The 19,700-nt window shown below is 71.4% G+C and carries 17 protein-coding genes; 6 read left to right on the top strand and 11 right to left on the bottom strand.

Annotation, left to right across the window (positions count from 1 at the left end; all coding sequences use genetic code 11):
• Positions 1 to 10: 10 nt before the first annotated feature.
• The 3 genes from J7E22_RS09430 to J7E22_RS09440 are packed head-to-tail and all read right to left on the bottom strand — an operon-like array spanning position 11 to position 3,119.
• Positions 11 to 1,345, bottom strand: a complete 1,335-nt coding sequence (locus tag J7E22_RS09430; protein ID WP_214981368.1) for a sensor histidine kinase — start codon at positions 1,343 to 1,345, stop codon at positions 11 to 13.
• 23 nt (positions 1,346 to 1,368) lie between these two features.
• Entirely contained in the window at positions 1,369 to 2,172 is an 804-nt protein-coding gene (locus tag J7E22_RS09435; protein ID WP_251008883.1) for an ABC transporter permease, read from the bottom strand.
• On the bottom strand, positions 2,169 to 3,119 hold the full coding sequence (locus J7E22_RS09440) for an ABC transporter ATP-binding protein (RefSeq protein ID WP_214981370.1): 951 nt from the start codon (positions 3,117 to 3,119) through the stop codon (positions 2,169 to 2,171). The genes J7E22_RS09435 and J7E22_RS09440 overlap by 4 nt, the downstream gene beginning before the upstream one ends.
• Positions 3,120 to 3,331: 212 nt before the next feature.
• Between J7E22_RS09440 and J7E22_RS09445 the strand changes: the two genes are divergently transcribed.
• Entirely contained in the window at positions 3,332 to 4,534 is a 1,203-nt protein-coding gene (locus J7E22_RS09445; RefSeq protein ID WP_214981378.1) for a PP2C family protein-serine/threonine phosphatase, read from the top strand.
• Between the two features lie 65 nt (positions 4,535 to 4,599).
• Here J7E22_RS09445 and J7E22_RS09450 read toward each other — a convergent pair whose 3' ends face one another.
• Together J7E22_RS09450 and purD are read right to left on the bottom strand one after the other, a co-directional pair.
• On the bottom strand, positions 4,600 to 5,469 hold the full coding sequence (locus J7E22_RS09450; RefSeq protein ID WP_214981380.1) for a phosphoribosylaminoimidazolesuccinocarboxamide synthase: 870 nt from the start codon (positions 5,467 to 5,469) through the stop codon (positions 4,600 to 4,602).
• Positions 5,466 to 6,749, bottom strand: coding sequence for a phosphoribosylamine--glycine ligase (gene purD, locus J7E22_RS09455; RefSeq protein ID WP_214981385.1), 1,284 nt, complete (start codon positions 6,747 to 6,749; stop codon positions 5,466 to 5,468). The genes J7E22_RS09450 and purD overlap by 4 nt, the downstream gene beginning before the upstream one ends.
• A gap of 57 nt (positions 6,750 to 6,806) precedes the next feature.
• Between purD and J7E22_RS09460 the strand changes: the two genes are divergently transcribed.
• Positions 6,807 to 7,166, top strand: a complete 360-nt coding sequence (locus J7E22_RS09460) for a sterol carrier family protein (RefSeq protein WP_214981388.1) — start codon at positions 6,807 to 6,809, stop codon at positions 7,164 to 7,166.
• Between the two features lie 379 nt (positions 7,167 to 7,545).
• On the opposite strand, the gene J7E22_RS09465 is transcribed toward J7E22_RS09460, so the two are convergent.
• The gene (locus tag J7E22_RS09465; protein ID WP_214981390.1) at positions 7,546 to 10,131 is read right to left on the bottom strand and encodes a LuxR C-terminal-related transcriptional regulator; all 2,586 of its coding nucleotides are present in this window, start codon (positions 10,129 to 10,131) and stop codon (positions 7,546 to 7,548) included.
• A gap of 108 nt (positions 10,132 to 10,239) precedes the next feature.
• On the opposite strand from J7E22_RS09465, the gene J7E22_RS09470 reads away from it, so the two are divergent.
• Positions 10,240 to 10,641: a hypothetical protein gene (locus J7E22_RS09470; protein WP_214981391.1), complete on the top strand. Its 402-nt coding sequence runs from the start codon at positions 10,240 to 10,242 to the stop codon at positions 10,639 to 10,641.
• 89 nt (positions 10,642 to 10,730) lie between these two features.
• On the opposite strand, the gene purF is transcribed toward J7E22_RS09470, so the two are convergent.
• Entirely contained in the window at positions 10,731 to 12,191 is a 1,461-nt protein-coding gene (gene purF, locus J7E22_RS09475) for an amidophosphoribosyltransferase (protein ID WP_214981393.1), read from the bottom strand.
• A gap of 72 nt (positions 12,192 to 12,263) precedes the next feature.
• On the opposite strand from purF, the gene purM reads away from it, so the two are divergent.
• Positions 12,264 to 13,364, top strand: coding sequence for a phosphoribosylformylglycinamidine cyclo-ligase (gene purM / locus J7E22_RS09480; RefSeq protein ID WP_214981395.1), 1,101 nt, complete (start codon positions 12,264 to 12,266; stop codon positions 13,362 to 13,364).
• A 141-nt stretch (positions 13,365 to 13,505) separates the two neighbouring features.
• On the opposite strand, the gene J7E22_RS09485 is transcribed toward purM, so the two are convergent.
• Entirely contained in the window at positions 13,506 to 13,727 is a 222-nt protein-coding gene (locus J7E22_RS09485; protein ID WP_214981397.1) for a DUF3073 domain-containing protein, read from the bottom strand.
• A gap of 159 nt (positions 13,728 to 13,886) precedes the next feature.
• Here J7E22_RS09485 and J7E22_RS09490 point away from each other — a divergent pair, with 159 nt between their 5' ends.
• Positions 13,887 to 15,011, top strand: coding sequence for an NAD(P)-binding domain-containing protein (locus J7E22_RS09490; RefSeq protein ID WP_214981399.1), 1,125 nt, complete (start codon positions 13,887 to 13,889; stop codon positions 15,009 to 15,011).
• A 143-nt stretch (positions 15,012 to 15,154) separates the two neighbouring features.
• Here the strand turns inward: J7E22_RS09490 and J7E22_RS09495 are convergent, their stop codons facing one another.
• From J7E22_RS09495 to J7E22_RS09505, 3 genes are all read right to left on the bottom strand, one after another.
• A complete protein-coding gene (locus J7E22_RS09495; RefSeq protein ID WP_214981568.1) occupies positions 15,155 to 15,367 on the bottom strand; it encodes a DUF3072 domain-containing protein in 213 nt (70 codons plus the stop codon).
• Between the two features lie 265 nt (positions 15,368 to 15,632).
• Positions 15,633 to 16,388: a hypothetical protein gene (locus J7E22_RS09500; RefSeq protein ID WP_214981401.1), complete on the bottom strand. Its 756-nt coding sequence runs from the start codon at positions 16,386 to 16,388 to the stop codon at positions 15,633 to 15,635.
• A gap of 28 nt (positions 16,389 to 16,416) precedes the next feature.
• Positions 16,417 to 18,639, bottom strand: a complete 2,223-nt coding sequence (locus J7E22_RS09505; RefSeq protein WP_251008884.1) for an APC family permease — start codon at positions 18,637 to 18,639, stop codon at positions 16,417 to 16,419.
• 130 nt (positions 18,640 to 18,769) lie between these two features.
• Here J7E22_RS09505 and J7E22_RS09510 point away from each other — a divergent pair, with 130 nt between their 5' ends.
• A complete protein-coding gene (locus J7E22_RS09510; protein ID WP_214981403.1) occupies positions 18,770 to 19,558 on the top strand; it encodes a MerR family transcriptional regulator in 789 nt (262 codons plus the stop codon).
• The last annotated feature ends 142 nt before the right edge of the window (positions 19,559 to 19,700 follow it).

Genomic DNA, 19,700 nt, shown 5'->3' on the forward strand with positions numbered 1-19,700 from the left:
CGGGCGTTCGTCATCGGGGCCGCCGTTCGACGTGCAGCAGGAACCCGCCGAGTGCACTCGTCCCCGTGGTGAGGCGCGCCCCGACGGCGTCGGCGCGCTCGTGGAGACCGCGCAGGCCGTTCCCCGCGGTGGGGACCGCCTGGTCGGAGGAACCGGTGCCGTCGTCCTCGATGGTCAACGCCGACCGTGTCATCGTCACCCGCACGCGGCTCGCTGCTGCGTGCCGGAGGACGTTGGTGATCCCTTCACGGAGGACCCACGCGAACAGGCTCCGGACGTCGTCAGCGGCGGCATCACCGTCGGTGGGCAAGGTGGCCTGGACGCCCGCGGCGTCGAGTGCCGACCGCGCGGAGACGAGTTCGGCCGCCAGATCGGCCTCACGGTAGCCGCTCACGGCACGACGGAGCCCCTGGAGTGCATCGCGGGCGAGCCGCTCGACGTCCTGCATCTCGGTCTTCGCGCGGCCGGGGTCGGCATCGACGAGACGCGATGCGAGTTCGGACTTCATCGCGACGACGGTCAGGGAGTGTCCGAGCACGTCGTGCAGGTCGCGGGAGAACCGCATCCGCTCCTCGACCACGGCGAGGCGGGTGATCTCGTCCTGCGCGACGCCCAGCCGGTCCTCGGCTTCCCGCTGGCGTCCGAAGAACAGCATCGACGCGCCGACCGAGATCGCGACGACCGGCGCGAACAGGATCCCGATGCCGCCGGCTTCACCCCAGCCGATCGCCGCGGCCACCACCAGCTCGGCGAGCACGATGACGACCATCACGACGAACGAGACCCACCGGCGTGCCGCGATGAACCCGGACAACGCGACGAGCAACAACCACGACCAGACGGCGGCGGGGCCGACGACCACGAGCAGCAGCCCTGCCCAGACGACGAGCGCCGAGAGGACGACCAACCGGCCCGGGATGCCCCGGCGCCACATGAGCTCCGGGCCGAACAGGTAGCCGGCGTAGAAGACGGCCAGGGCGAGGGTCGAGAGGAGGTGGGCGTCGAGCGACCGCCCGTCGGTCCACACCGCGATCAGCAACAGGGTCTGCCAGAGCAGGCCGAAGGTCGCCCCCGTGTACCAGCGTCGGCGCGCGATGGCGATCTCGGCCGCATCGGCGCCGGGAGGGACCGCCCAGGGGAACGACGGCGGGGACACCTCGGGACCTCGCGACGCCCGGCGGGCGGAGCGGGTCTCGGCGGTCTCGGCGGTCATGGTGTTCTCGGTGTTCTCGGTGTTCTCGGTGTTCTCGGTGCTCTCGGTGCTTGCAACGGTCTTCGCGGTCTGAGCGGTCTCAGGGGTCTCAGGGGTCACAGCGGCGTCGGCGGGCTGCCCGACGTCGGACATCGGTGCCAGCGTATGGCCGACGGTCACTGCCGGGCAGCGTCACGCCGGTACCGCCAGATGATCACGACCGCCAGCAGCACCGCCCAACCGGTCAGCACCAGGGCCGGTTCGAGCATGCCCGCCGTGCCGGTCGCACCCGCACCCATCTGACCCATCCGGTTGAGCCAGTACGACGGCAGCAGGTGGGCAACGTTCCCCATCCAGGCGGGCATCACCGAGAGCGGGACCCACAGGCCGCCGAGGATCGCGAGGCCCATGAAGACGACCATGAACAGTGGCTGCGCGAACGCCGGCTTGGCGAACTGCCCGATCAGGATCGCGATGAGTGCGAACGGCACGACGCCGCACCAGATGCCGACGCCGGCGGCGAGCCACCGCACGGGATCCAGGGACGCCCCCATGCCGATCGTGGCCACCAGGACCGTGACGACGATGGACATGCCGGCGAACGCCATCGCCGCGATGACCTTCGACACCATGAACGCCCATCCGGACAGCGGGGTCACGCGGAGCTGTCGGTTCCAGCCGAGCGAGCGCTCGTTGACGATCGCGAACGCCTGGCTGAGCGCGGCCATCATCGCGCCGTACGAGGCCATCTGCAGCGTCGTGACCACCAGGTACTGCAGCCCGGTGCCCGGGTCCCGCTGGCTGCCGAAGGCCGCACCGAACACCAGGAGCATGACGACGGGAACCGCGAAGGTGAAGACCATCGCCCGGACGTTGCGGAGCTGCCGGCCCGTTTCGAGGAGCACGTACCGCAACGGCAAGTGCCCTCGGGTGACGGTCGCGGGTCGGCGGACGGTGAGGGCTGCTGGCGAGGCGCTCATGCGCGGGCTCCGATGGGGTCGGTGTGGGTTGTCGTGGGTGAGGTGGTCGAGCCCGGCGCGGCGCTCGTGAGGGCGAGGAACGCGTCGTCCATGGTCGAGGCGACCACCTGGATGTCGTGCGCCTGCGGGAACGCGGTGAGGAGCGCCCTGAGCGTGTCGTCACTCTGGTCGGTGCGGAGCGTGACGGAGCCGTGTCTGGCCTCCAGTCCGACGACGCCCGGGAGCCCGCGCAGGGCGACGTGCGCGTCTGGACCGATGCCGGAGCAGCGCACCGTCCGGGTCGACGCGATCGCCTTGATCTCGGCGGGGGTGCCGTCGGCGACCACGCGACCAGCCCGGAGGATGACGATCCGGTCCGCGAAGGTGTCGGCTTCGTCGAGGTAGTGGGTCGCGAACACCACCGTCCGGCCCGTGTCGGTGAACTCACGCATCGACGACCAGAAGGTGTGCCGCGCTTCGACGTCCATCGCGGCGGTGGGTTCGTCGAGCACGAGGAGGTCCGGGTCGGACACCACGGCGACGGCGAACCGCGCGCGCTGCAGCTGCCCACCGGACAGCTTGCTCACCCGACGGTTCGCGATCTCCGTGCAGCGCGCTCGGCGCAGTGCTTCGTCGACGGACATCGGGGCGCGGTGCGCTGCGCCGACGAGCGCGACCGCGCCACGCACGGTCATGTCGGGCAACAGGGCGCCACCCTGCAACATGGCACCCACGCGCCCTTCGACGATGGACGAACGGGGATCCGCGCCGAACAGCGCCGCCGTGCCCGACGTCGGGGTGGAGAGCCCGAGTGCGAGGTCGACCGTGGTGGTCTTCCCGGCACCGTTCGGACCGAGGAGCGCGACGACTTCGCCCCGGTGGATCGTCAAGTCGATGCCGTCCACCGCGGTCACCGGACCGAAGCGCTTGCGGAGGCCGTGGAGTTCGATCACGGGGGTGTCGGTCATGGGTCCAGCATCCCGGGGCCGGCGGTGGCGCACCTCGGCCCGACGTCACGGATGCGCCGTGACAGATGTCACGGTGGACAGCGTTCCCGATGCCGGGTAGCGGACCGGACGGCCTCGGGCCAGCCCTGGGAGGGGAATGACCCGCCGACTGGGGCCACGAGTCCACCCTTCTGGGGACAGGCGTGATGTGGTCGCAGCGTTAGCGTGGACGCATGCACCACGAACTCGCCGCGACGACCGTCACCGGTGCCGAACGGCCCGTCGCCGCCCGGCGCGCGGCGCTGCTCGCGGCGCTCGAGGTCGACAACGGCGTGCCCGAGGAACGCTTCGAACGGATCACGCGCATCGCTCGTGAGGCCTTCGGCGTCAGCGGCGCGTTCCTGAACCTGCTGGGGGAGTCGACCTTGACCATCAAATCGCAGCAGGGCGTCGACCAGTTCGACGCGGTCATGCCGCTCGAGGACACCTTCTGCGGCCGCAGCCTCGCTGAACCCGGCCCGGTCGTCGTCCCCGACGCACGTGAGGACCTCCGCTTCGCCGACCTGCCGGCGGTCACCGGTGAGCCGAACACCCGCTTCTACGCGGGCGTGCCGCTGCGCGTCGGCGAGGACGCGGTGAAGGTCGGGACGCTCTGCCTGACCGATCAAGAACCCCGCATCATCGACCCGGACGACCTCGCGCTGCTCACCGAACTCGGCGTGTGGGCCGAGCGTGAGCTCGCCGCCGGCGCGGACGAGGATCGCCTCCGATCGGTGCTCGCCGGCCTCCAGCCGGGTGACCTCGCGGTCGCGGGGTACCGGGTCAGCGGCATGTCCCGCCCGCACGGCGTGGTGTCCGGGGACTTCCACGACTGGCACGTCGCGGACGGCGACCTGTACGTGACCGTCGCCGACGTGATGGGCAAGGGCATGTCCGCCGGGCTCCTCGCGGCCAACATCCGCGGCGCGCTGCTCGCCCGCGGGACGGAGCACCCGGACCGGGCCGTGGCGGCGCTCGACGCCCAGGTCGCGCCGGACCTCAGTCGCGCCGAGTCCTTCTCGACGCTGTTCCACGCCCGCATCCACCCCGAGAGCGGGCGGGTCGACTACACCGACGCGGGCCACGGGCTCGTGCTGCAGCTGCACACGGACGGCACGGAGACCATCCACCGGTCGCTCGACCTGCCGATCGGCCTGCACCCCGCGGGGATCGCACGGGCCTCGGGGTCGCTCCTGCTCGAACCGGGCGACACCCTGATCATCGTCAGCGACGGCGCGCTCGAGCTGTGGGACTCGACGCTGGCGTCGCTCTCGCGGCTCGGCGGGGTCTACCGCGGGTCACCCGACATCGAGACGTTCCTGCAGCGCGTGCGGGCCCGTGCTGCCGAGCACGACCCGGGGGACGACCTGACGGTCGTCGTCGTCGCGCGGGACTGACGCGCTGGCACTGATGCGCTGGCACTGACCTGCGCTGGCACTGACGCGCGCTCACCGACGCGCGCTCACGCTCCGAGTCGCTCGATCAGCTCCTGGTAGCGCGCCGCCGTCCGCTCGACGATCTCGTCGGGCAGCACGGGCGGGGTCCCCTGTCGGTCCCAGTGGGCGCTGAGCCAGTCCCGCACGATCTGCTTGTCGAACGAGTCCGTCCGGTTGTCCGATCGGGCGTCCCAGTACCGGCTCGAGTCGCTGGTCAGGACCTCGTCACCCAGGCGGATCTGCCCGGACCGGTCGCGGCCGAACTCGAACTTCGTGTCGGCGATGACCACACCGCGCTCGAGGGCGATGGCCGCCGCCGACGAGTACACGTGCAGCGACAGGTCCCGGAGGGTCGCCGCCGCTTCCGATCCGACGAGTTCGACGGTGCGCTCGTACGAGATGTTCTCGTCGTGCTCGCCCTGTGGCGCCTTGTAGGCCGGCGTGTAGATCGGCTCGGGCAGCCGGTCGCCGTCGGTGAGTCCCGCGGGGAGTTCGACGCCGCACACGCTGCCGGTCTGCTGGTACTCGGCCCACCCGCTGCCGACCAGGTAGCCGCGGACGACGCACTCGACCGGGAACATCTGCAGCGGCATGACGTGCATCGACCGGGTGGCGACGGACTCGGGCACCGGGGTCGAGCCGGTACCGGGCGCGAGGATGTGGTTCGGCACGTCACCCAGCTGCGTGAACCAGAACCGGGAGAGGCGCGTCAGCAGCTCGCCCTTGCCCGGGATCGGCGGTTCGAGCGCGAAGTCGTAGGCGCTGACCCGGTCGCTCGCGACGAGCAGCAGCTCGGTCGCGGTCGCCCCGGCGGCGGTGCCGACGGGGACGTAGAGTTCCCGGACCTTGCCCGACGCGACGTGCTGCCAGCCGTCGAGTTGCGGCGCGGCGGTCATCGCGCGACCTTCGCGGCGATGTCGGTGCGGAACTGTCCGCCGTCGAGTGTGATGTCGTGGATGCCGGCGTAGGCCCGCTCCCGTGCCTCCGCGAAGTCGGCCCCGGTGGCGACGACGCTCAGCACGCGGCCGCCCGTGGCGACCAGTTCGCCGTCGAGGACCCCGGTCGCGGCGTGGGCGACGGAGACGCCCGGTCGCGCGTTCGCGGCGTCGACACCCGTGATGCGGCGGCCGGTCTTCGGGTTCTCCGGGTAGCCCTCGCTCGCGAGCACGACGGTCACGGCGGCCTGGTCGCGGAACTCCGGCTCGGGGGCCGACGCGAGCCGTCCCGTCGACGCCGCCAGCATGAGTGCGCTGAGCGGGGTGGCGAGGCGGGGCAGGACGACCTGCGTCTCCGGGTCGCCGAACCGTGCGTTGAACTCGATGACCCGCACGCCCTGCTCGGTGACGATCAGGCCGCAGTAGAGCAGTCCGACGAACGGCGTGCCCTCGTGCTCGAGGCGTCGGACGGTCGGCAGCGCGACGAGGTCCGTCACCTCGGCGACGAAGGCCTGCTCCGATTCCCACCGGTCGGCGAGCCAGGGGAGCGGCGAGTAGGCCCCCATCCCGCCGGTGTTCGGCCCGGCATCGCCGTCCAGCAGACGCTTGTAGTCCTGCGCGGGGCTGAGCGCGCGGACGTCGTGCCCGTCGCTCAGGAAGAACAACGAGACTTCTTCCCCGTCCAGGAACTCCTCGACCACGACGGGACCGTGCTGCAACCAGTACGTGGCGTGCTCGATCGCGGCCTGCCGGTCGTCGGTGACGAGGACGCCCTTGCCCGCGGCGAGCCCGTCCGCCTTCACGACGTAGGGTGCGCCGAGGTCGTCGATCGCCGCGATGGCTTCGTCGAGGGTGCCGGCCGAGACGGGGCGACCCGTGGGTACCCCGGCGTCGGCCATGATCCGCTTGGCGAACGCCTTCGAGCCCTCGAGCTGGGCGGCGGCCTTGCTCGGTCCGAACACGGCGATGCCGCGGGTGCGGAGCGGGTCGGCCACACCGGCGATGAGCGGCGCTTCCGGTCCGACGACCACGAGCTCGACACCGTTCTCGAGCGCGTACTCGGCGACGAGCGCACCGTTGGTCGGGTCGAGCGACACCGTCTCGACGTCGGCCGCGATGCCGGCGTTGCCGGGCGCGACCGTGATGACGTGACCGCCGTCGGGAGACGTGGGGGTCTCCGCCAGGAGCGCCGTGATGATCGCGTGCTCGCGGGCACCGGAACCGAGGACGAGGATTCGCACCCGATCACCCTACCCAGCCCGGACGGCCCGTTGCGATGCCCGGACTAGCCTGTGGACATGCCGCGGAAGACGATCGAGGACGCTGACGGGCGTGCTGCGCTGACGGCCGCCCTGGCGGGCGACGCGCCGCGCCCCACGCTCGCGATGGCGGTCCGGTGGACGCTCCAGCGGCTCGCGGACGATGTGCCGGGCAACAGCGTGGAGGTCCGGGTGCCGCCGTTCGCGGCCGTCCAGGCCGTCCCGGGGCCGCGGCACACACGCGGGACCCCGCCGAACGTCGTGGAGACGGACGCGGCGACGTGGCTCGCGCTCGCCACGGGCGACCTGCTCTGGGACGAGGCGATGGCGCAGTCGCGGGTCAGCGCGTCCGGTTCGCGGGCGGACCTGGGTCCGTTCCTGCCGGTCCGCACCAGCTGAGACGCGACGAGCACCGGGGCTGCGGACGAGCAGCCGGCCGCAGGCGAGCGGCGGGGCCGTAGCAGACCCGCAGCGAGACATGCTGAGCCTGACGAAGCGAATTAGGTAGTACCTACCGATGCGGACACATCGACCGCTTGCCTATCGTAGAAGTCGCCGGGATTCGGACCCGACCCGAACGGGTCCGAACCCGGCGACAGGGTCCAAGGTACGCGACATCTGTCACAGCGTGTCAAACCACTCGGCGCGTCGTGCCGCAATCCGCAACGTTCGTGCGTGTTGGCGACGGCAACCGGAGCGACACGCAGTGCGCCCGCCCGTGGGACCCATCAGGCCGCCCGACCAGGCCGACCGATCAGCGTCGATCGTGCACGCCGGGTCACAGGTGCTCGCTGAGCTCCGTGCGCGCGTGCAGGTCCCACTTCGAGAACACCCGCGACAGGTGGGCGTCGATCGTCCGGACCGACAGCCCGAGGTTCTCCGCGATCCGCCGGTTGCTGAGCCCCTCGGCCGCGAGCGTCGCCACCTCGTACTCGCGGTTCGTCAGCGGGGGCTTCGCGCGGCCGGCGTGCACCGCCATCCCGTGGGCGGCGAGCACGGACTGCGCAGCGACGATCCCGGTCCGGTTGTCCGACCGGACCGCGTCGGCGTAGTCCACCAGGGCAGCCGCGAGCGACCCGTCCACCCGGAGCGCGGCCTCCCGGAGCCGTTCCACCGACGCCGTCGTGTCCCGGTCGTGCTGCAGCTCCAACGAGTAGTGCAGGGCGTGTCCGTACATCACGTGCGTCCAGGCGCCGCTCGCGGTCGCGCGGTCGATGACGTCGTCCATGTGCCGTGTCCCCGCGGGGTTGCCGAGCACGGCCTCGGTCCACGCGATCCACACGGCGATCTGTTCGCCGAGGATCCGCATCGCCCGTGGGGGTGTCTCCCGCGCCCGGGCCAGGGCGGCCGTGGCCTCCTCGGTCCGTCCCGCGTAGGCGTGGGCCATCGCGAGCCGTGCCCACGGGTACACCGCGAACCCGCCGTGGTCGGCGATGTCGTAGCGCTCGCAGGCGGCGGAGAATGCGGTGACGGCGTCGTCCCAGCGACGCTGGCTGATCGCGAGGTTGCCGTCGCCGATGAGCTCGAGCGTGAAGTCGTACTTCAGGTACGGGCTCGAGCGGCGCACCGGGACCTCGGTGATCAGGTCGGCGATGTCGCCGCGCCACATCTGCACCTGGTGCAGGACGGACACGATCTCACCGACGCCCCACGGCGACACCTCGAGGTGCTCGACCGCGGTCGCGAGTGCGGTGCGTCCGAACGTCGTGGCGTCGTCGAGCCGCCCGGCGGTGGCGAGCGCCATCACCGCGCACGGCGCCAGGCACAGGAAGGCCGCGGGGACCGTCGGCGCGTGCACCATCCCGGTGCGCTCGAGTTCCTCGCGGACCCCCTCGAACTGGCCGCCCCACCCGAGGTGCGCCAGGCGCAGCAGCCGAAGGCGTTCGGCAGCCTCTGGTCCGACCAGCGCGATCGCGGCGTCGGTGAGCGCAACCGCGGCGGCCACGTCGTCGTCGTGGAACTGCCGGATGTTGGCGAGCGTCTCGCACGCCTCGATGACGGCGGCGTCGTCGACCTCGTCGGGGTGCCGTCGGACCAGGTCCCACGCGGCCTCGGCATCGGTGCGGCCGGCTTCGCGGCCGTCGCTGTACGAGTGCGACAGCGAGCGGAGGACGTGGGCGCCGACCCGTTCCGTCCCGGTCAGCTCGGTGCGGAGCACGGCCGAGGCGAGCACGATGCCGTTCTCGTTCTCCTGCAGCCGCACGGCGATCTGTGCGGCGTCGAGCAGCTGGTCCACCGGCGGCAGGACCCCGCACTCGAGCGACCAGAGGGCGGCACGGAGCCGTGCGGCCGGCGGGGCGCCCTCGTGACGATCGGCGCGGAAGGCGTTGGCCCGGGCGAACAGCGTCGTCCGGCGGGCGACCGGAACGAGTGCGCGGACGACCTCACCGATCAACGGGTGCGACGGCCGGACGACGGGAGCGTGGTCCTCCCCGGACTCGATGCACACCAGGCCGAGCGCCACGACGCGGTCGACGTCGCCGCCGCTGGCGAGGCCGAGCAGCCGGGGGAGCGGGATCGGATCGGCGAGCGCCACGATGTCCACGACGTCCCGGAGGTCCTCCGGCAGCGAGCCGAGCTCCGTCCGGTACATGTCGGCCAGGCTGTTCGACGCGGTGATCGGCCCCCGCCAGTACCAGCCCGAGGCCGTGTGCCGGAGTGCTCCTGACGCCAGGGCGGCCCGGACGACCTCCCGCAGGTAGAGCGGGTTCCCCGCCGTCGCACGGTGCACCCGTTCGGTGGAGGCCGTCTCGAGCTGCGCGCCCAGCGCGGACGCGATCAGTTCGGAGGCCTCGTGCAGGTCGAGCGGCTCGAGGTCGATCCGCTCGAGCAGGTCGTCCTGCCAGAGTGCGCGGAGGGCCTCGGGGATGGCGGTGAAGTCGCGACAGGTCAGGACGAGCCGTGCGCCCTGGTCGCGGACGAGCCAGGCGACGTAGCGCGCCGACATGGTGTCGAGGTGGTCGGCGTCGTCCACGCGGAGCACCACGTCGCGATCGGCCAGGTCCGGGATCGCCCGCAGACGCGCCTCCGCCTCGGAGCCGTCGGACAGCTCCGTGATCGACGCCGGCAGGTCGCCGAACCGTTCGGAGGCAGCACCGAACGGCATCGTGCGACTCGCCGCGACGGCGGTGATCGGGACGACGAGCGTGCGGCCCGAGGCATCACGGGCGGCGACCCGATCGGTCACCCGGGCGGCGACGGTGCTCTTGCCGAGGCCGGGAGCCCCGACGATCGCGACGCTCCACCCGTGCTCGGCGACGACGGCGACGGCGCGGTCCTCTTCCCCACGCTGCACGATCGGCCACGCCACGCGGGCGGGGACACGGGGTCGGCGCTTCCGACCGCGGATCGTCCGTTCCTGCATGCGCCTCACCTCTTCCCCGTGGGATACCGAGCGGTAGCGATCATCCTCCCCTGGATCACGTCGGGGGGACAGACCGGGTGACGTCCCACAGTGGGGGACAATGGGAGCATGAGCGACACCGACCGACCCGACGAACGACCGGTGCCGGCGCCGAGCGCCGTCACTTCCTCCGACGAGGTGACGATCCGACGGGCCCCGAAGTTCGGCGTGTTCATCGTGGGCGGCGCCGTCCTCGGGTTCATCGCGACGCTGATCGTCGTGTCGCTCACCATGAACCTCGACCGCAGCGGCCAACAGGCCACCGAGAGCTTCGGGTCCCTCGTGGGGTACTTCAGCCTCTGGGGCGTCACGCTCGGAGCCTTCGTCGGCGCCGTCGTCGCCGTGGTGCTCGACCGGGTGTTCTCGCGTCGCGCGGCACGCCTCACCGCCGAACGCGTCGAGGTCGAGCTGCCGCCCGAGACCGTCGACGGCGAGCTCGACGGACACGGAGAGCCCACCGCCGGTCGCTGACCGGGTCGCAGCCGCTGCGACTGACGGACTGGAGGCGCGGTGCCAGCTGGCACCGCGCCTCCAGTCGGTCGTTCGGTCGCGAACGCGACCTAGCTGAGCTGGTTCGCCTCGACCCAGGACAGGTACTCGGGGCTGACCGTGCCGGTGACGTACTCGCCGGTGAAGCAGCTCATCTCGAGGTCCGTCACGTCGGAGCCCTCGATGATCGCGTCCCGCATGTCGCCGATCTCCTGGTAGATCAGGTGGTCGCTGCCGAGCACGCGGTTGATGTCCGGGATCTTCCGGCCGTGCGCGATGAGCTCGGCACGGGTCGGCATGTTGATGCCGTACACGTGCGGGAACCGGACAGGGGGAGCGGCGCTCGTGAAGGTGACCTCGTTCGCACCGGCCGCCCGGGCCATCTCCACGATCTCCTTGCTCGTCGTGCCGCGCACGATCGAGTCGTCGACGATCAGGATGTTCTTGCCCTTGAACTCGGACGACATCGCGTTCAGCTTCTGACGCACGCTCCGCTTGCGCTCCGCCTGCCCCGGCATGATGAAGGTGCGGCCGACGTAGCGGTTCTTGTAGAAGCCCTCGCGGTACTCGATGCCGAGCTTCCGCGCGACCTGCATCGCCGCCGGACGGGACGAGTCCGGGATGGGCATGACGACGTCGATGTCACCGGTCGGGGCGTACTGCGCGATCGTGTTCGCGAGCCGGTCGCCCAGGCGCAGGCGCGCTTCGTACACCGAGATGCCGTTCATCACCGAGTCGGGGCGGGCCAGGTAGACGTACTCGAACGAGCAGGGGACCAGGCGCGGGTTCTTTGCGCACTGCCGGGAGTGCATCTGCCCGTTCATCTCGATGAACACGGCTTCGCCCGGGGCGACGTCGCGGACGATCTCGTACCCGCCCGACTCGAGCACGAGCGACTCGGACGCGACGACCCACTCGGGCCGGCCGGCGTCGTCGAGCTTGTGCCCGAGGATGAGCGGACGGATGCCGAAGGGATCGCGGAAGGCCAGCAGCCCGTGTCCCGCGATCGTGGCGATCGTGGCGTACGAGCCCTCGACGCGCTCGTGCACGCGCTCGACGGCGTCGAACACCTGCCCGGGATCGAGGTCGCTGCCGCTCCGGACCTGGCCCTGCAGTTCGTGCGCCAGGACGTTGACGAGCAGCTCGGTGTCCGACGTCGTGTTCAGGTGCCGCCGGTCGATGTCGAACAGCTCACGCGTGAGCTCGCGGGTGTTCGTCAGGTTGCCGTTGTGCACGAGGACGATGCCGTACGGGGCGTTGACGTAGAAGGGCTGGGCCTCTTCCTCGTTGCTCGCCGCGCCCTTCGTGGCGTACCGGACGTGCCCGAGCCCCATCGTGCCGAGCAGGGCACGCATGTCACGGGTGCGGAAGGACTCCCGCACGTGCCCACGCGTCTTGTGCATGTGGTGGATGTGACCCTCGACCGTGGCGATGCCCGTCGAGTCCTGTCCCCGGTGCTGCAGGAGGAGCAGTGCGTCGTAGATGGATTGGTTGGCAGGCCCCTGCGAAACGAGGCCGACGATGCCGCACATTCGCGGAGTGCTCCAGACCGTAGGATCGGGTGGTACCGAACAAGTCTGCCATGCCCAAGCGGAGGACTACGCATGCCCAACCCGTACGCAGAGGCCGGCGTCGACACCGCTGCCGGTGACCTGGCCGTCGAACTCATGAAGTCCGCCGTCTCGGCGACGCACAACCCGTCCGTGCTGGGCGGGGTCGGCGGGTTCGCCGGACTCTACGACGTCTCGTTCTTGAAGGACTTCTCACGGCCGCTGCTCGCGACCTCGACCGACGGCGTCGGGACGAAGGTCGCCATCGCGCAGGCGATCGACAAGCACGACACGATCGGGCAGGACCTCGTCGGCATGGTCGTCGACGACATCGTCGTGGTCGGAGCGCGTCCGCTGTTCATGACGGACTACATCGCGTGCGGCCGGGTCGTCCCGAATCGCATCGCCGACATCGTCGCCGGCATCGCCCGCGGCTGCTCGGCGACGGGGACCGCCCTGGTCGGGGGCGAGACCGCGGAGCACCCCGGGCTGCTCGGGCCGGACGACTACGACGTCGCCGGTGCTGCGACCGGTGTCGTCGAGGCCTCCGCGCAGCTCGGCGCGCACCTGGTGCAGGACGGCGACGTGGTCGTCGCGATCGAGTCCTCCGGGCTGCACTCGAACGGGTACTCGCTCGTGCGGCACATCCTCGCGCAGCGCGGCGTCTCGTACACCGAGCAGCTGCCGGAGTTCGGCGCCGGGGTGTCCGTGGGCGAGGCGCTCCTCGAACCCACGCGCCTGTACACCTCGCCGCTGCTGGCGCTGCTCGAGTCCCACCCGGGTGCCGTGCACTCGCTGTCGCACGTCACCGGTGGAGGCATCGCGGCGAACCTGGCGCGCGTGCTGCCCGTCGGGTCCTGGGTGGAGGTCGACCGGTCCACCTGGCAGCCCCTGCCCGTGTTCCGGGTGCTCGCCGACATGGCCGGCACCCCGATCGAGGACACCGAGGGCACCTGGAACCTCGGGATCGGCATGTTCGCCGTGGTGTCCGCGGGCGCCGCGTCCGACGTCATCGCGTCGCTCGGGGCCGCCGGGATGCCGTCGTGGTCGGTCGGGACGATCGCGATGTCGGCGCGGGAGCTCGACGGGTTCGAGCAGGGTGCCAAGGGCGTCGACGGCGGGGCGGTCCGGCTCGTCGGGAGCTACGCGGGCTGAGGTCGCGCGGGGGCGTGCGCGCATCGGTCAGGTGCGCGCCGTCGGTGCGTGCTGCGCTGCGGCGACCGTCGCCGTGATGCGACGCCGGGCACGCGAAGACGCCGCGCCTCCGAGGAGTGCGCGGCGTCGACTGCCGACCGGTCAGGCGGACTTGTTCTGGTCCTCTTGGGTCTCGAGCTCATCCCCGTCATCGAAGGGTTCCGGGCCGTACTGGTCCGCCCATCGATCGATCAGGGAGTCTTCGTCGGAGTGCGCTCCGGCGGAGAGTTCGCGTTCGAGCGCACCGTAGTTGGTCTGAGGGCTGAAGTACTTCAGCTCCCGGGCGACCTTGGTGTGCTTTGCCTTCTGACGGCCGCGCCCCATGCGTGACCCCCTCGTGATCGGCTCCGGTCCGGTCCTGGCGAGCGAGAATGACACTCGGGGAACCGAACGATTCGTGGTTTGAAATCTGCCGGTCACTCTACCATGTACCCCGATCTGGACATGGCCGCAGGCGCTCCGCGCACAGCAGAATCGGATGTGATGAGCGACGCTGAACAGCCTCCGACCGAGGAGCACGCCCGGGTGGTCGTGATCGGTGCGGGCCAGGCAGGCCTGTCCGTGGGATACCACCTGCTGCGCGCGGGGCTCCGGGCCGGGACGGACCTCGTGGTCCTCGACCGCGCGCCGGACACCGGTGGCGCCTGGCAGTTCCGCTGGGAGGCACTCCGCCTCGGCGTGGCGCACCGCGTGCACGACCTCCCCGGCATGCGCGAGATGGGGCTGCACTTCGAGGACGCCGACCAGTCACGGCCCGCGCGGGACGTGGTGCGTGACTACTACCGGCGGTTCGAGGACCACTACGGCCTCCAGGTGCGGCGCCCCGTGGCGGTCGTGTCGGTGACGCGCCAGGGCGAGGGCTTGTGCGTGACCACGCGGGCACCGGACGGCTCGACGAGTCGCATCACCGCCGAGGTCGTCGTGAACGCGTCGGGGACCTGGGGGACACCGTTCCTGCCGTGGTACCCCGGCCGGGACACGTTCCGCGGTCGCCAACTGGACACGACCGAGTACCGGGACGCGCGGGAGTTCGCCGACCAGGACGTGGTCGTGGTCGGCGGCGGCACGAGCGCGATCGGGTTCCTGCTCGAACTCGACGGCGTGGCGCGGTCGACGCGCTGGTTCACCCGACGGCCGGTGACCTGGTCCGAGGGGTCCGCGCTCGACGTCGAATCGGCGGTGTCCGCGGTTGCCGAACAAGACCGGGCTGCCCGTGCCGGTGAGGTCCTGCCGAGCATCGTGAGCGGGACCGGCGTGCCGGTGTCGGCGCGGATCCGGACGGGCCTCGAGCACGGCGTGCTGGCGGCCGCGCCGATGTTCGCCCGCCTCGACGAGACGGGCGTGGTGACCGCGGAAGGGGAGCACGTCCACGCCGACGCGATCATCTGGGCGACCGGGTTCCGCGCGGACCTCCGGCACCTCGCGCCCCTCCACCTGCGCACCGGGTCAGGCGGGGTGGCCGTCGTCGGCGGACGTGCGGTCGACGAGCCGCGGTTGTTCCTGGCGGGGTACGGCCCGCAGGCGTCCACCATCGGCGCGAACCGGGCGGGACGGCTGATCGCCCGACAGGTGGTGGCGGCGCTGGCGGAGACCCGGGACTCGCGCTGAGCGACCGTTCTCGGCGCGGACGGGCCGAGAACGGTCGCGCCACCGAGTCTCGCCGCCGGACCCGCCGGACCCGCCGGACCCGCCGGCCCCGCCGGACGCGCCAGACCCGACAGCCCCGCCGCGGGCCGCGCGGGCCGGCAGGCTCAGGAGGCGCCGCGGCCGGTCTGCTGCTGGAGACGGTCGATGTGCTCAGAGGCCTCGGCCTTGGTGAGGTCGGCGGAGATCTCCTCGCCGGCCTCCCGCGCGAGCGTGTCGAGGTAGCTGCGCTGCGGCCCGGTCATCGGCTCGTCGCCGGTGACCCACTGCTCCGGGTCCTTGCTGGCCGTCGTCGACGGGTCGGGACGCGGGCCGCCCAGCGTCTCGCCGCTGTGGTCCTGGTTCGTCTGGTCCTGATTGCCGGAGTCCTGGGTGTCGGAGTCCGGGCTCGGTGCGGACTGGGTCTGGTCGTCGGGGTTCACGTCGCTCATGTCGGCGACGGTACGCGGGTCCGCTGACACGACCGCGCGGGAAACGGACACGCGCGGGCGGCATCGGACACGCGCGGGCGGCATCGGACACGAGCGCGCGGGCATCGGACGCGTCCGCGCGGGGAGTGGCACACGCCAGCGCGTTCCGCGACGGTCAGACCGGCGTCGCCTCGTACCGCACGAGGTCCGGCCCGACCCCGCTCGCCGCGATCGGCACCACCGCCTCACCACGCCGGATCCAGATCGTCGCCGCGGGTTCGTCGATGCGCTCGACCCGGTGCAGCTCGCCGTCCAGCAGCACCGCGGCACGCACGAGCACCCGGCCCGACGGTGCGCGCGGCGGGAGCCCCGGGACGTCGTCGCCGTAGACCGGGTACTCGCCGGGTTCCAGGAACGGGGACACCGGGGTCGTCACGAGCTCGAGGCCGTCCGCCACCGCGGCGACGGACACGAGGCGCACCGCCTGGTCCTTCGGCAGGGGCAGGTCGACGACCGGCGCATCGGCGGGGCCGGCCAGTGCGCGGAACGCGGGGCGACCGTCGGGGGCGAGCACGGCCTCCCGTCCGTCGATCCGGACGCGACCGCGCCCGCGCGAGTCGGCGTAGAGGCCGGGTTCGATGCCGGACTGACGCGCCTCGAGCCGGGTCACGACGACGCGGTCCGGGCGGTACCAGTCCCGGAGCGTCGCGGGGTCGACCCACCCGATGCTCGGGACCCCGCGGGAGAGGGCTGCTGATTCGTCGGCGGCACGCTCGTCCAGGGCGCCGAGCGGGTGTTCGCCGCGGACGGGGACGAGTCCGGCGTACGGACCGGAGGCGGTGGGTTCGTGGTCGAGGACCTCGACGCGCTTCGACACCTTGCCGCCGTGGCCGTCGAACGTCGCGTAGGTGCGCAGGTCGGAGTGCGTCATGGCCTCAGATGCTACGTCCGGCGTGCCGTCAGTCGTGTGAGGTCGGCGTGTGGACGGTCGGCGGCGACGCGACGAGCGTGGCCACCTCGCCGGTGCAGTGCGCGGGGTCCACACCCTCGGCGGGTCCGGCGGGACGGGTCGCGCGGCGCGGCTGCAGGCTGTTCCGTCGCGCCGAGCGGACCAGGCGGTCTTCTTCCTGCTCAGCGGACAGCGCCGCGGGCTGTCCGGCACGCCGCAGGGGCGGACGGACCGGCTCGCCACGGCGCTCCTGGCCGGGCAGCGGGCGGGACCGGCGCCCGTAGAGCAGCTCGGAGGAGTCGAGCAGCCACGGCACCAGGGCGACGGTGACACCGTGCACGAGCAGCAGCTTCTTGCGGATCCGACGGCCGCGGTGGTTGTGCAGCAGGCTCTCCCACCAGTGTCCGACGATGAAGATCGGCGTGTAGACCGTGACGACCTCGGAGCCGTGCTGCTGGCGGTGCGCCTTGATGTACTTGATGAGCGGCATCGAGATGTCGCGGTACGGGCTCGGGATCATGGTCAGCGGGACCTCGATCCCGTGCTCGGCCCACTGCTCGCGCAGGTGTTCGGCGTCGGCGTCGTCGATGGCCACGTGGATGGCCTCGAGTCCGGCGTGCTCGGCGGCGATCGCGTAGTCCAACGCCTTGAGCACGGGCTTCTGCAGGCGGTTCACGAGGACGATCGCGTGGTCACCGGTCGCACCGAACTGCGTCTCGGCGTCGGCCGCGATCTCGTGCGAGACGTCGCGGTAGTAGCGGTTCACGCCGAGCATGAGCACGAACAGGATCGGCATGATCACGAAGACCAGCCACGCGCCGTGGGTGAACTTCGTGATCGTGACGATGACGAGCACGACGAAGGTGAAGGTCGCGCCGATGGAGTTGATGGTCAGCGACCGGTAGACCTGCCCGCGGTTCACCGGCTCGGCGGCCCGTCCCGCGCGGTCGTCGCGCAGCAGCCGGGTCCAGTGGCGGACCATGCCGCTCTGGCCGAGCGTGAACGAGACGAAGACACCGATGATGTAGAGCTGGATCAGGCTCGTGACGTTCGCGCGGTAGACGATCAGGAGCACGACCGCGACGAGCCCGAGGACGATGACGCCGTTCGAGTAGATGAGCCGGTCGCCGCGCGTGGACAGGGCCTTGGGTGCGTAGGAGTCACGGGCGAGGATCGAGCCGAGCAGCGGGAAGCCGTTGAACGCCGTGTTGGCGGCCAGCAGGAGGACCGCGGCCGTCGTCGCCTGGATCACGAAGAACAGCACGGTGTTGTTCCCGAACGTCGCCGCCGCGATCTGCGCGATGAGGGACCGCTGCGGGGTCGCCTGGCAGTTCGCGAAGCCCTGCAGGTCGCAGGCGCTCTCCGCGTAGTGCACGCGGGAGACCAGCGCGAGCGTGATGAGCCCGATGAACAGGACGATGGCGATGCCGCCCATGAACACGAGCGTCATCTGCGCGTTCTTGATCTTCGGGCGGCGGAAGGCCTGCACGCCGTTCGCGATCGCCTCGACGCCGGTCAGCGCGGAACAGCCGGACGCGAACGCGCGGAGGAGCAACAGGATGAACGCGGCCTGCGTCGTGTGCTCGACGTTCTGCACCGTGTACGCGGCGGACTCGGCGACGGGAGCGTGTCCGGACGCCACACGGACCAGCCCGGTGACGACCATCACGAACACGCTCGCGACGAACAGGTAGGTGGGGATCGCGAAGGCCTTGCTCGATTCGCGGACACCGCGCAGGTTCACCGCCGCGAGCAGCACGACGAACACGATCGCGAGCTCGACGCGCATGTCGTTGAGGAACGGCAGGGCCGAGATGATGTTGTCGACGCCGGAGGCCACCGACACGGCGACCGTCATGACGTAGTCGACGAGCAGGGCGCTCGCCACGACGAGTCCGGCCTTCTCGCCGAGGTTCCGGTGCGCGACCTCGTAGTCGCCGCCGCCGGACGGGTACGCCTTGATGAGCTGTCGGTAGGACGCGACGACCACGACGAGCAGCAGGACGACCATCGCGGCGACCCACGGCGCGAACGTCAGGAACGACATCCCGCCGAGCAGCAGGATCATGAGGAGCTCCTGCGGCGCGTACGCCACGGAGGACAGCGGGTCACTCGCGAAGATCGGCAGGGCCAGGTGCTTCGGGAGGAGCTGTCCTTCGAGCTTCTCGGAGGGGAGGGGATCCCCGATCAGTCGTGCTTTCAACGACCGGATCTCGTTCGTCACGAGCGGCAAACCTACTCACATCCGGCCGCGAGTCAACACGGGGAGCGGCCACGGTATTCCGAGTTCGTCGAACCTCCGGTTCTGCACCCCGGTGTGGACCCTTGTGGTTGACGCCGCGTCAACGTCTACCGTCGTCAGCATGAGGGAACCGACAGACGGCAGCGGCACGGCTGCGAAAGCGCCCCACGGCATCGCCGAGGTCGCGCGATCCGCCGGTGTGTCCAGCAGGACGCTCCGGCACTACGACGCCATCGGGTTGCTGCCCGCGACCGCGGTGGGCGACGGCGGGCTCCGCCGTTATGACGACCGCGCACTCGTGCGGTTGCAGCGGATCCTGCTCCTGCGCGGCCTGGGGCTGGGTCTGTCGGAGATCCGACGCGTGCTCGACGGCGAGCAGGACGACGTCACGGCCCTCACCGCGCACGTGGCGTTGCTCGAACGAGAACGGGACCGCGTGGCCCGTCAACTCGCCGCCGTGCGCACGACCATCAGCAGGATCGAGAGAGGAGAGGACATGAACGCCACGGACACGTTCGACGGGTTCGACCAGACGCGGTACAAGCAGGAGGTCGAGGAGCGCTGGGGCGCGGAGGCCTGGCAGCAGGGCGCCGACTGGTGGGGCGCGAAGGACCCCGCCGCCAAGGAGGCGTTCCAAGCCGAGCAGCGCGCGATCGCCGTGGACGCTGCCGCGCTCGCCGCCTCGGGTGCCGGCGCCGATTCGGACCGGGGGCGGGCGCTCGCACGGCGGCAGTTCGCGTGGCTCGCCGAGGCGACGCCCGCCGCCGAGCTCACCGCGGAGCGGTTCCGGACGCTCGCCGAGATGTACGTGCACGACGAGCGGTTCAGCCACGCCTACGAGTGGGCCGGTGTCGGAGCGGCTCGTGCCCTGCGCGACGCCATGGTCGCGCTGGCGGACGACGGGTTGTGACCGGTTGCGGTGCTGTGCCCGGAACCAGGTTCCGGGCACAGCACCGCGGCGTTGCGCGGTGCCCTGTCCGGAACCTGGTTCCGTCCGGGAGGCGTACCACGGGACGGACCGCGGACCGCGCACCGCGGGACGCGCCGACCGG

Origin of the sequence: Curtobacterium sp. ISL-83, assembly GCF_018613895.1 — a bacterium.
Lineage (GTDB): Bacteria > Actinomycetota > Actinomycetes > Actinomycetales > Microbacteriaceae > Curtobacterium.

Coding starts and splice junctions, on each gene's coding strand:
- purF (WP_214981393.1), bottom strand. CDS start 12,191: ATGTGCGGCATCGTCGGCCTCGTTTCGCAGGGGCCTGCCAACCAATCC.
- purM (WP_214981395.1), top strand. CDS start 12,264: ATGCCCAACCCGTACGCAGAGGCCGGCGTCGACACCGCTGCCGGTGAC.
- J7E22_RS09445 (WP_214981378.1), top strand. CDS start 3,332: ATGCACCACGAACTCGCCGCGACGACCGTCACCGGTGCCGAACGGCCC.
- J7E22_RS09500 (WP_214981401.1), bottom strand. CDS start 16,388: ATGACGCACTCCGACCTGCGCACCTACGCGACGTTCGACGGCCACGGC.
- J7E22_RS09510 (WP_214981403.1), top strand. CDS start 18,770: ATGAGGGAACCGACAGACGGCAGCGGCACGGCTGCGAAAGCGCCCCAC.
- J7E22_RS09465 (WP_214981390.1), bottom strand. CDS start 10,131: ATGCAGGAACGGACGATCCGCGGTCGGAAGCGCCGACCCCGTGTCCCC.
- J7E22_RS09470 (WP_214981391.1), top strand. CDS start 10,240: ATGAGCGACACCGACCGACCCGACGAACGACCGGTGCCGGCGCCGAGC.
- J7E22_RS09450 (WP_214981380.1), bottom strand. CDS start 5,469: ATGACCGCCGCGCCGCAACTCGACGGCTGGCAGCACGTCGCGTCGGGC.
- J7E22_RS09485 (WP_214981397.1), bottom strand. CDS start 13,727: ATGGGGCGCGGCCGTCAGAAGGCAAAGCACACCAAGGTCGCCCGGGAG.
- J7E22_RS09460 (WP_214981388.1), top strand. CDS start 6,807: ATGCCGCGGAAGACGATCGAGGACGCTGACGGGCGTGCTGCGCTGACG.
- J7E22_RS09490 (WP_214981399.1), top strand. CDS start 13,887: ATGAGCGACGCTGAACAGCCTCCGACCGAGGAGCACGCCCGGGTGGTC.
- J7E22_RS09435 (WP_251008883.1), bottom strand. CDS start 2,172: ATGAGCGCCTCGCCAGCAGCCCTCACCGTCCGCCGACCCGCGACCGTC.
- J7E22_RS09430 (WP_214981368.1), bottom strand. CDS start 1,345: ATGTCCGACGTCGGGCAGCCCGCCGACGCCGCTGTGACCCCTGAGACC.
- J7E22_RS09440 (WP_214981370.1), bottom strand. CDS start 3,119: ATGACCGACACCCCCGTGATCGAACTCCACGGCCTCCGCAAGCGCTTC.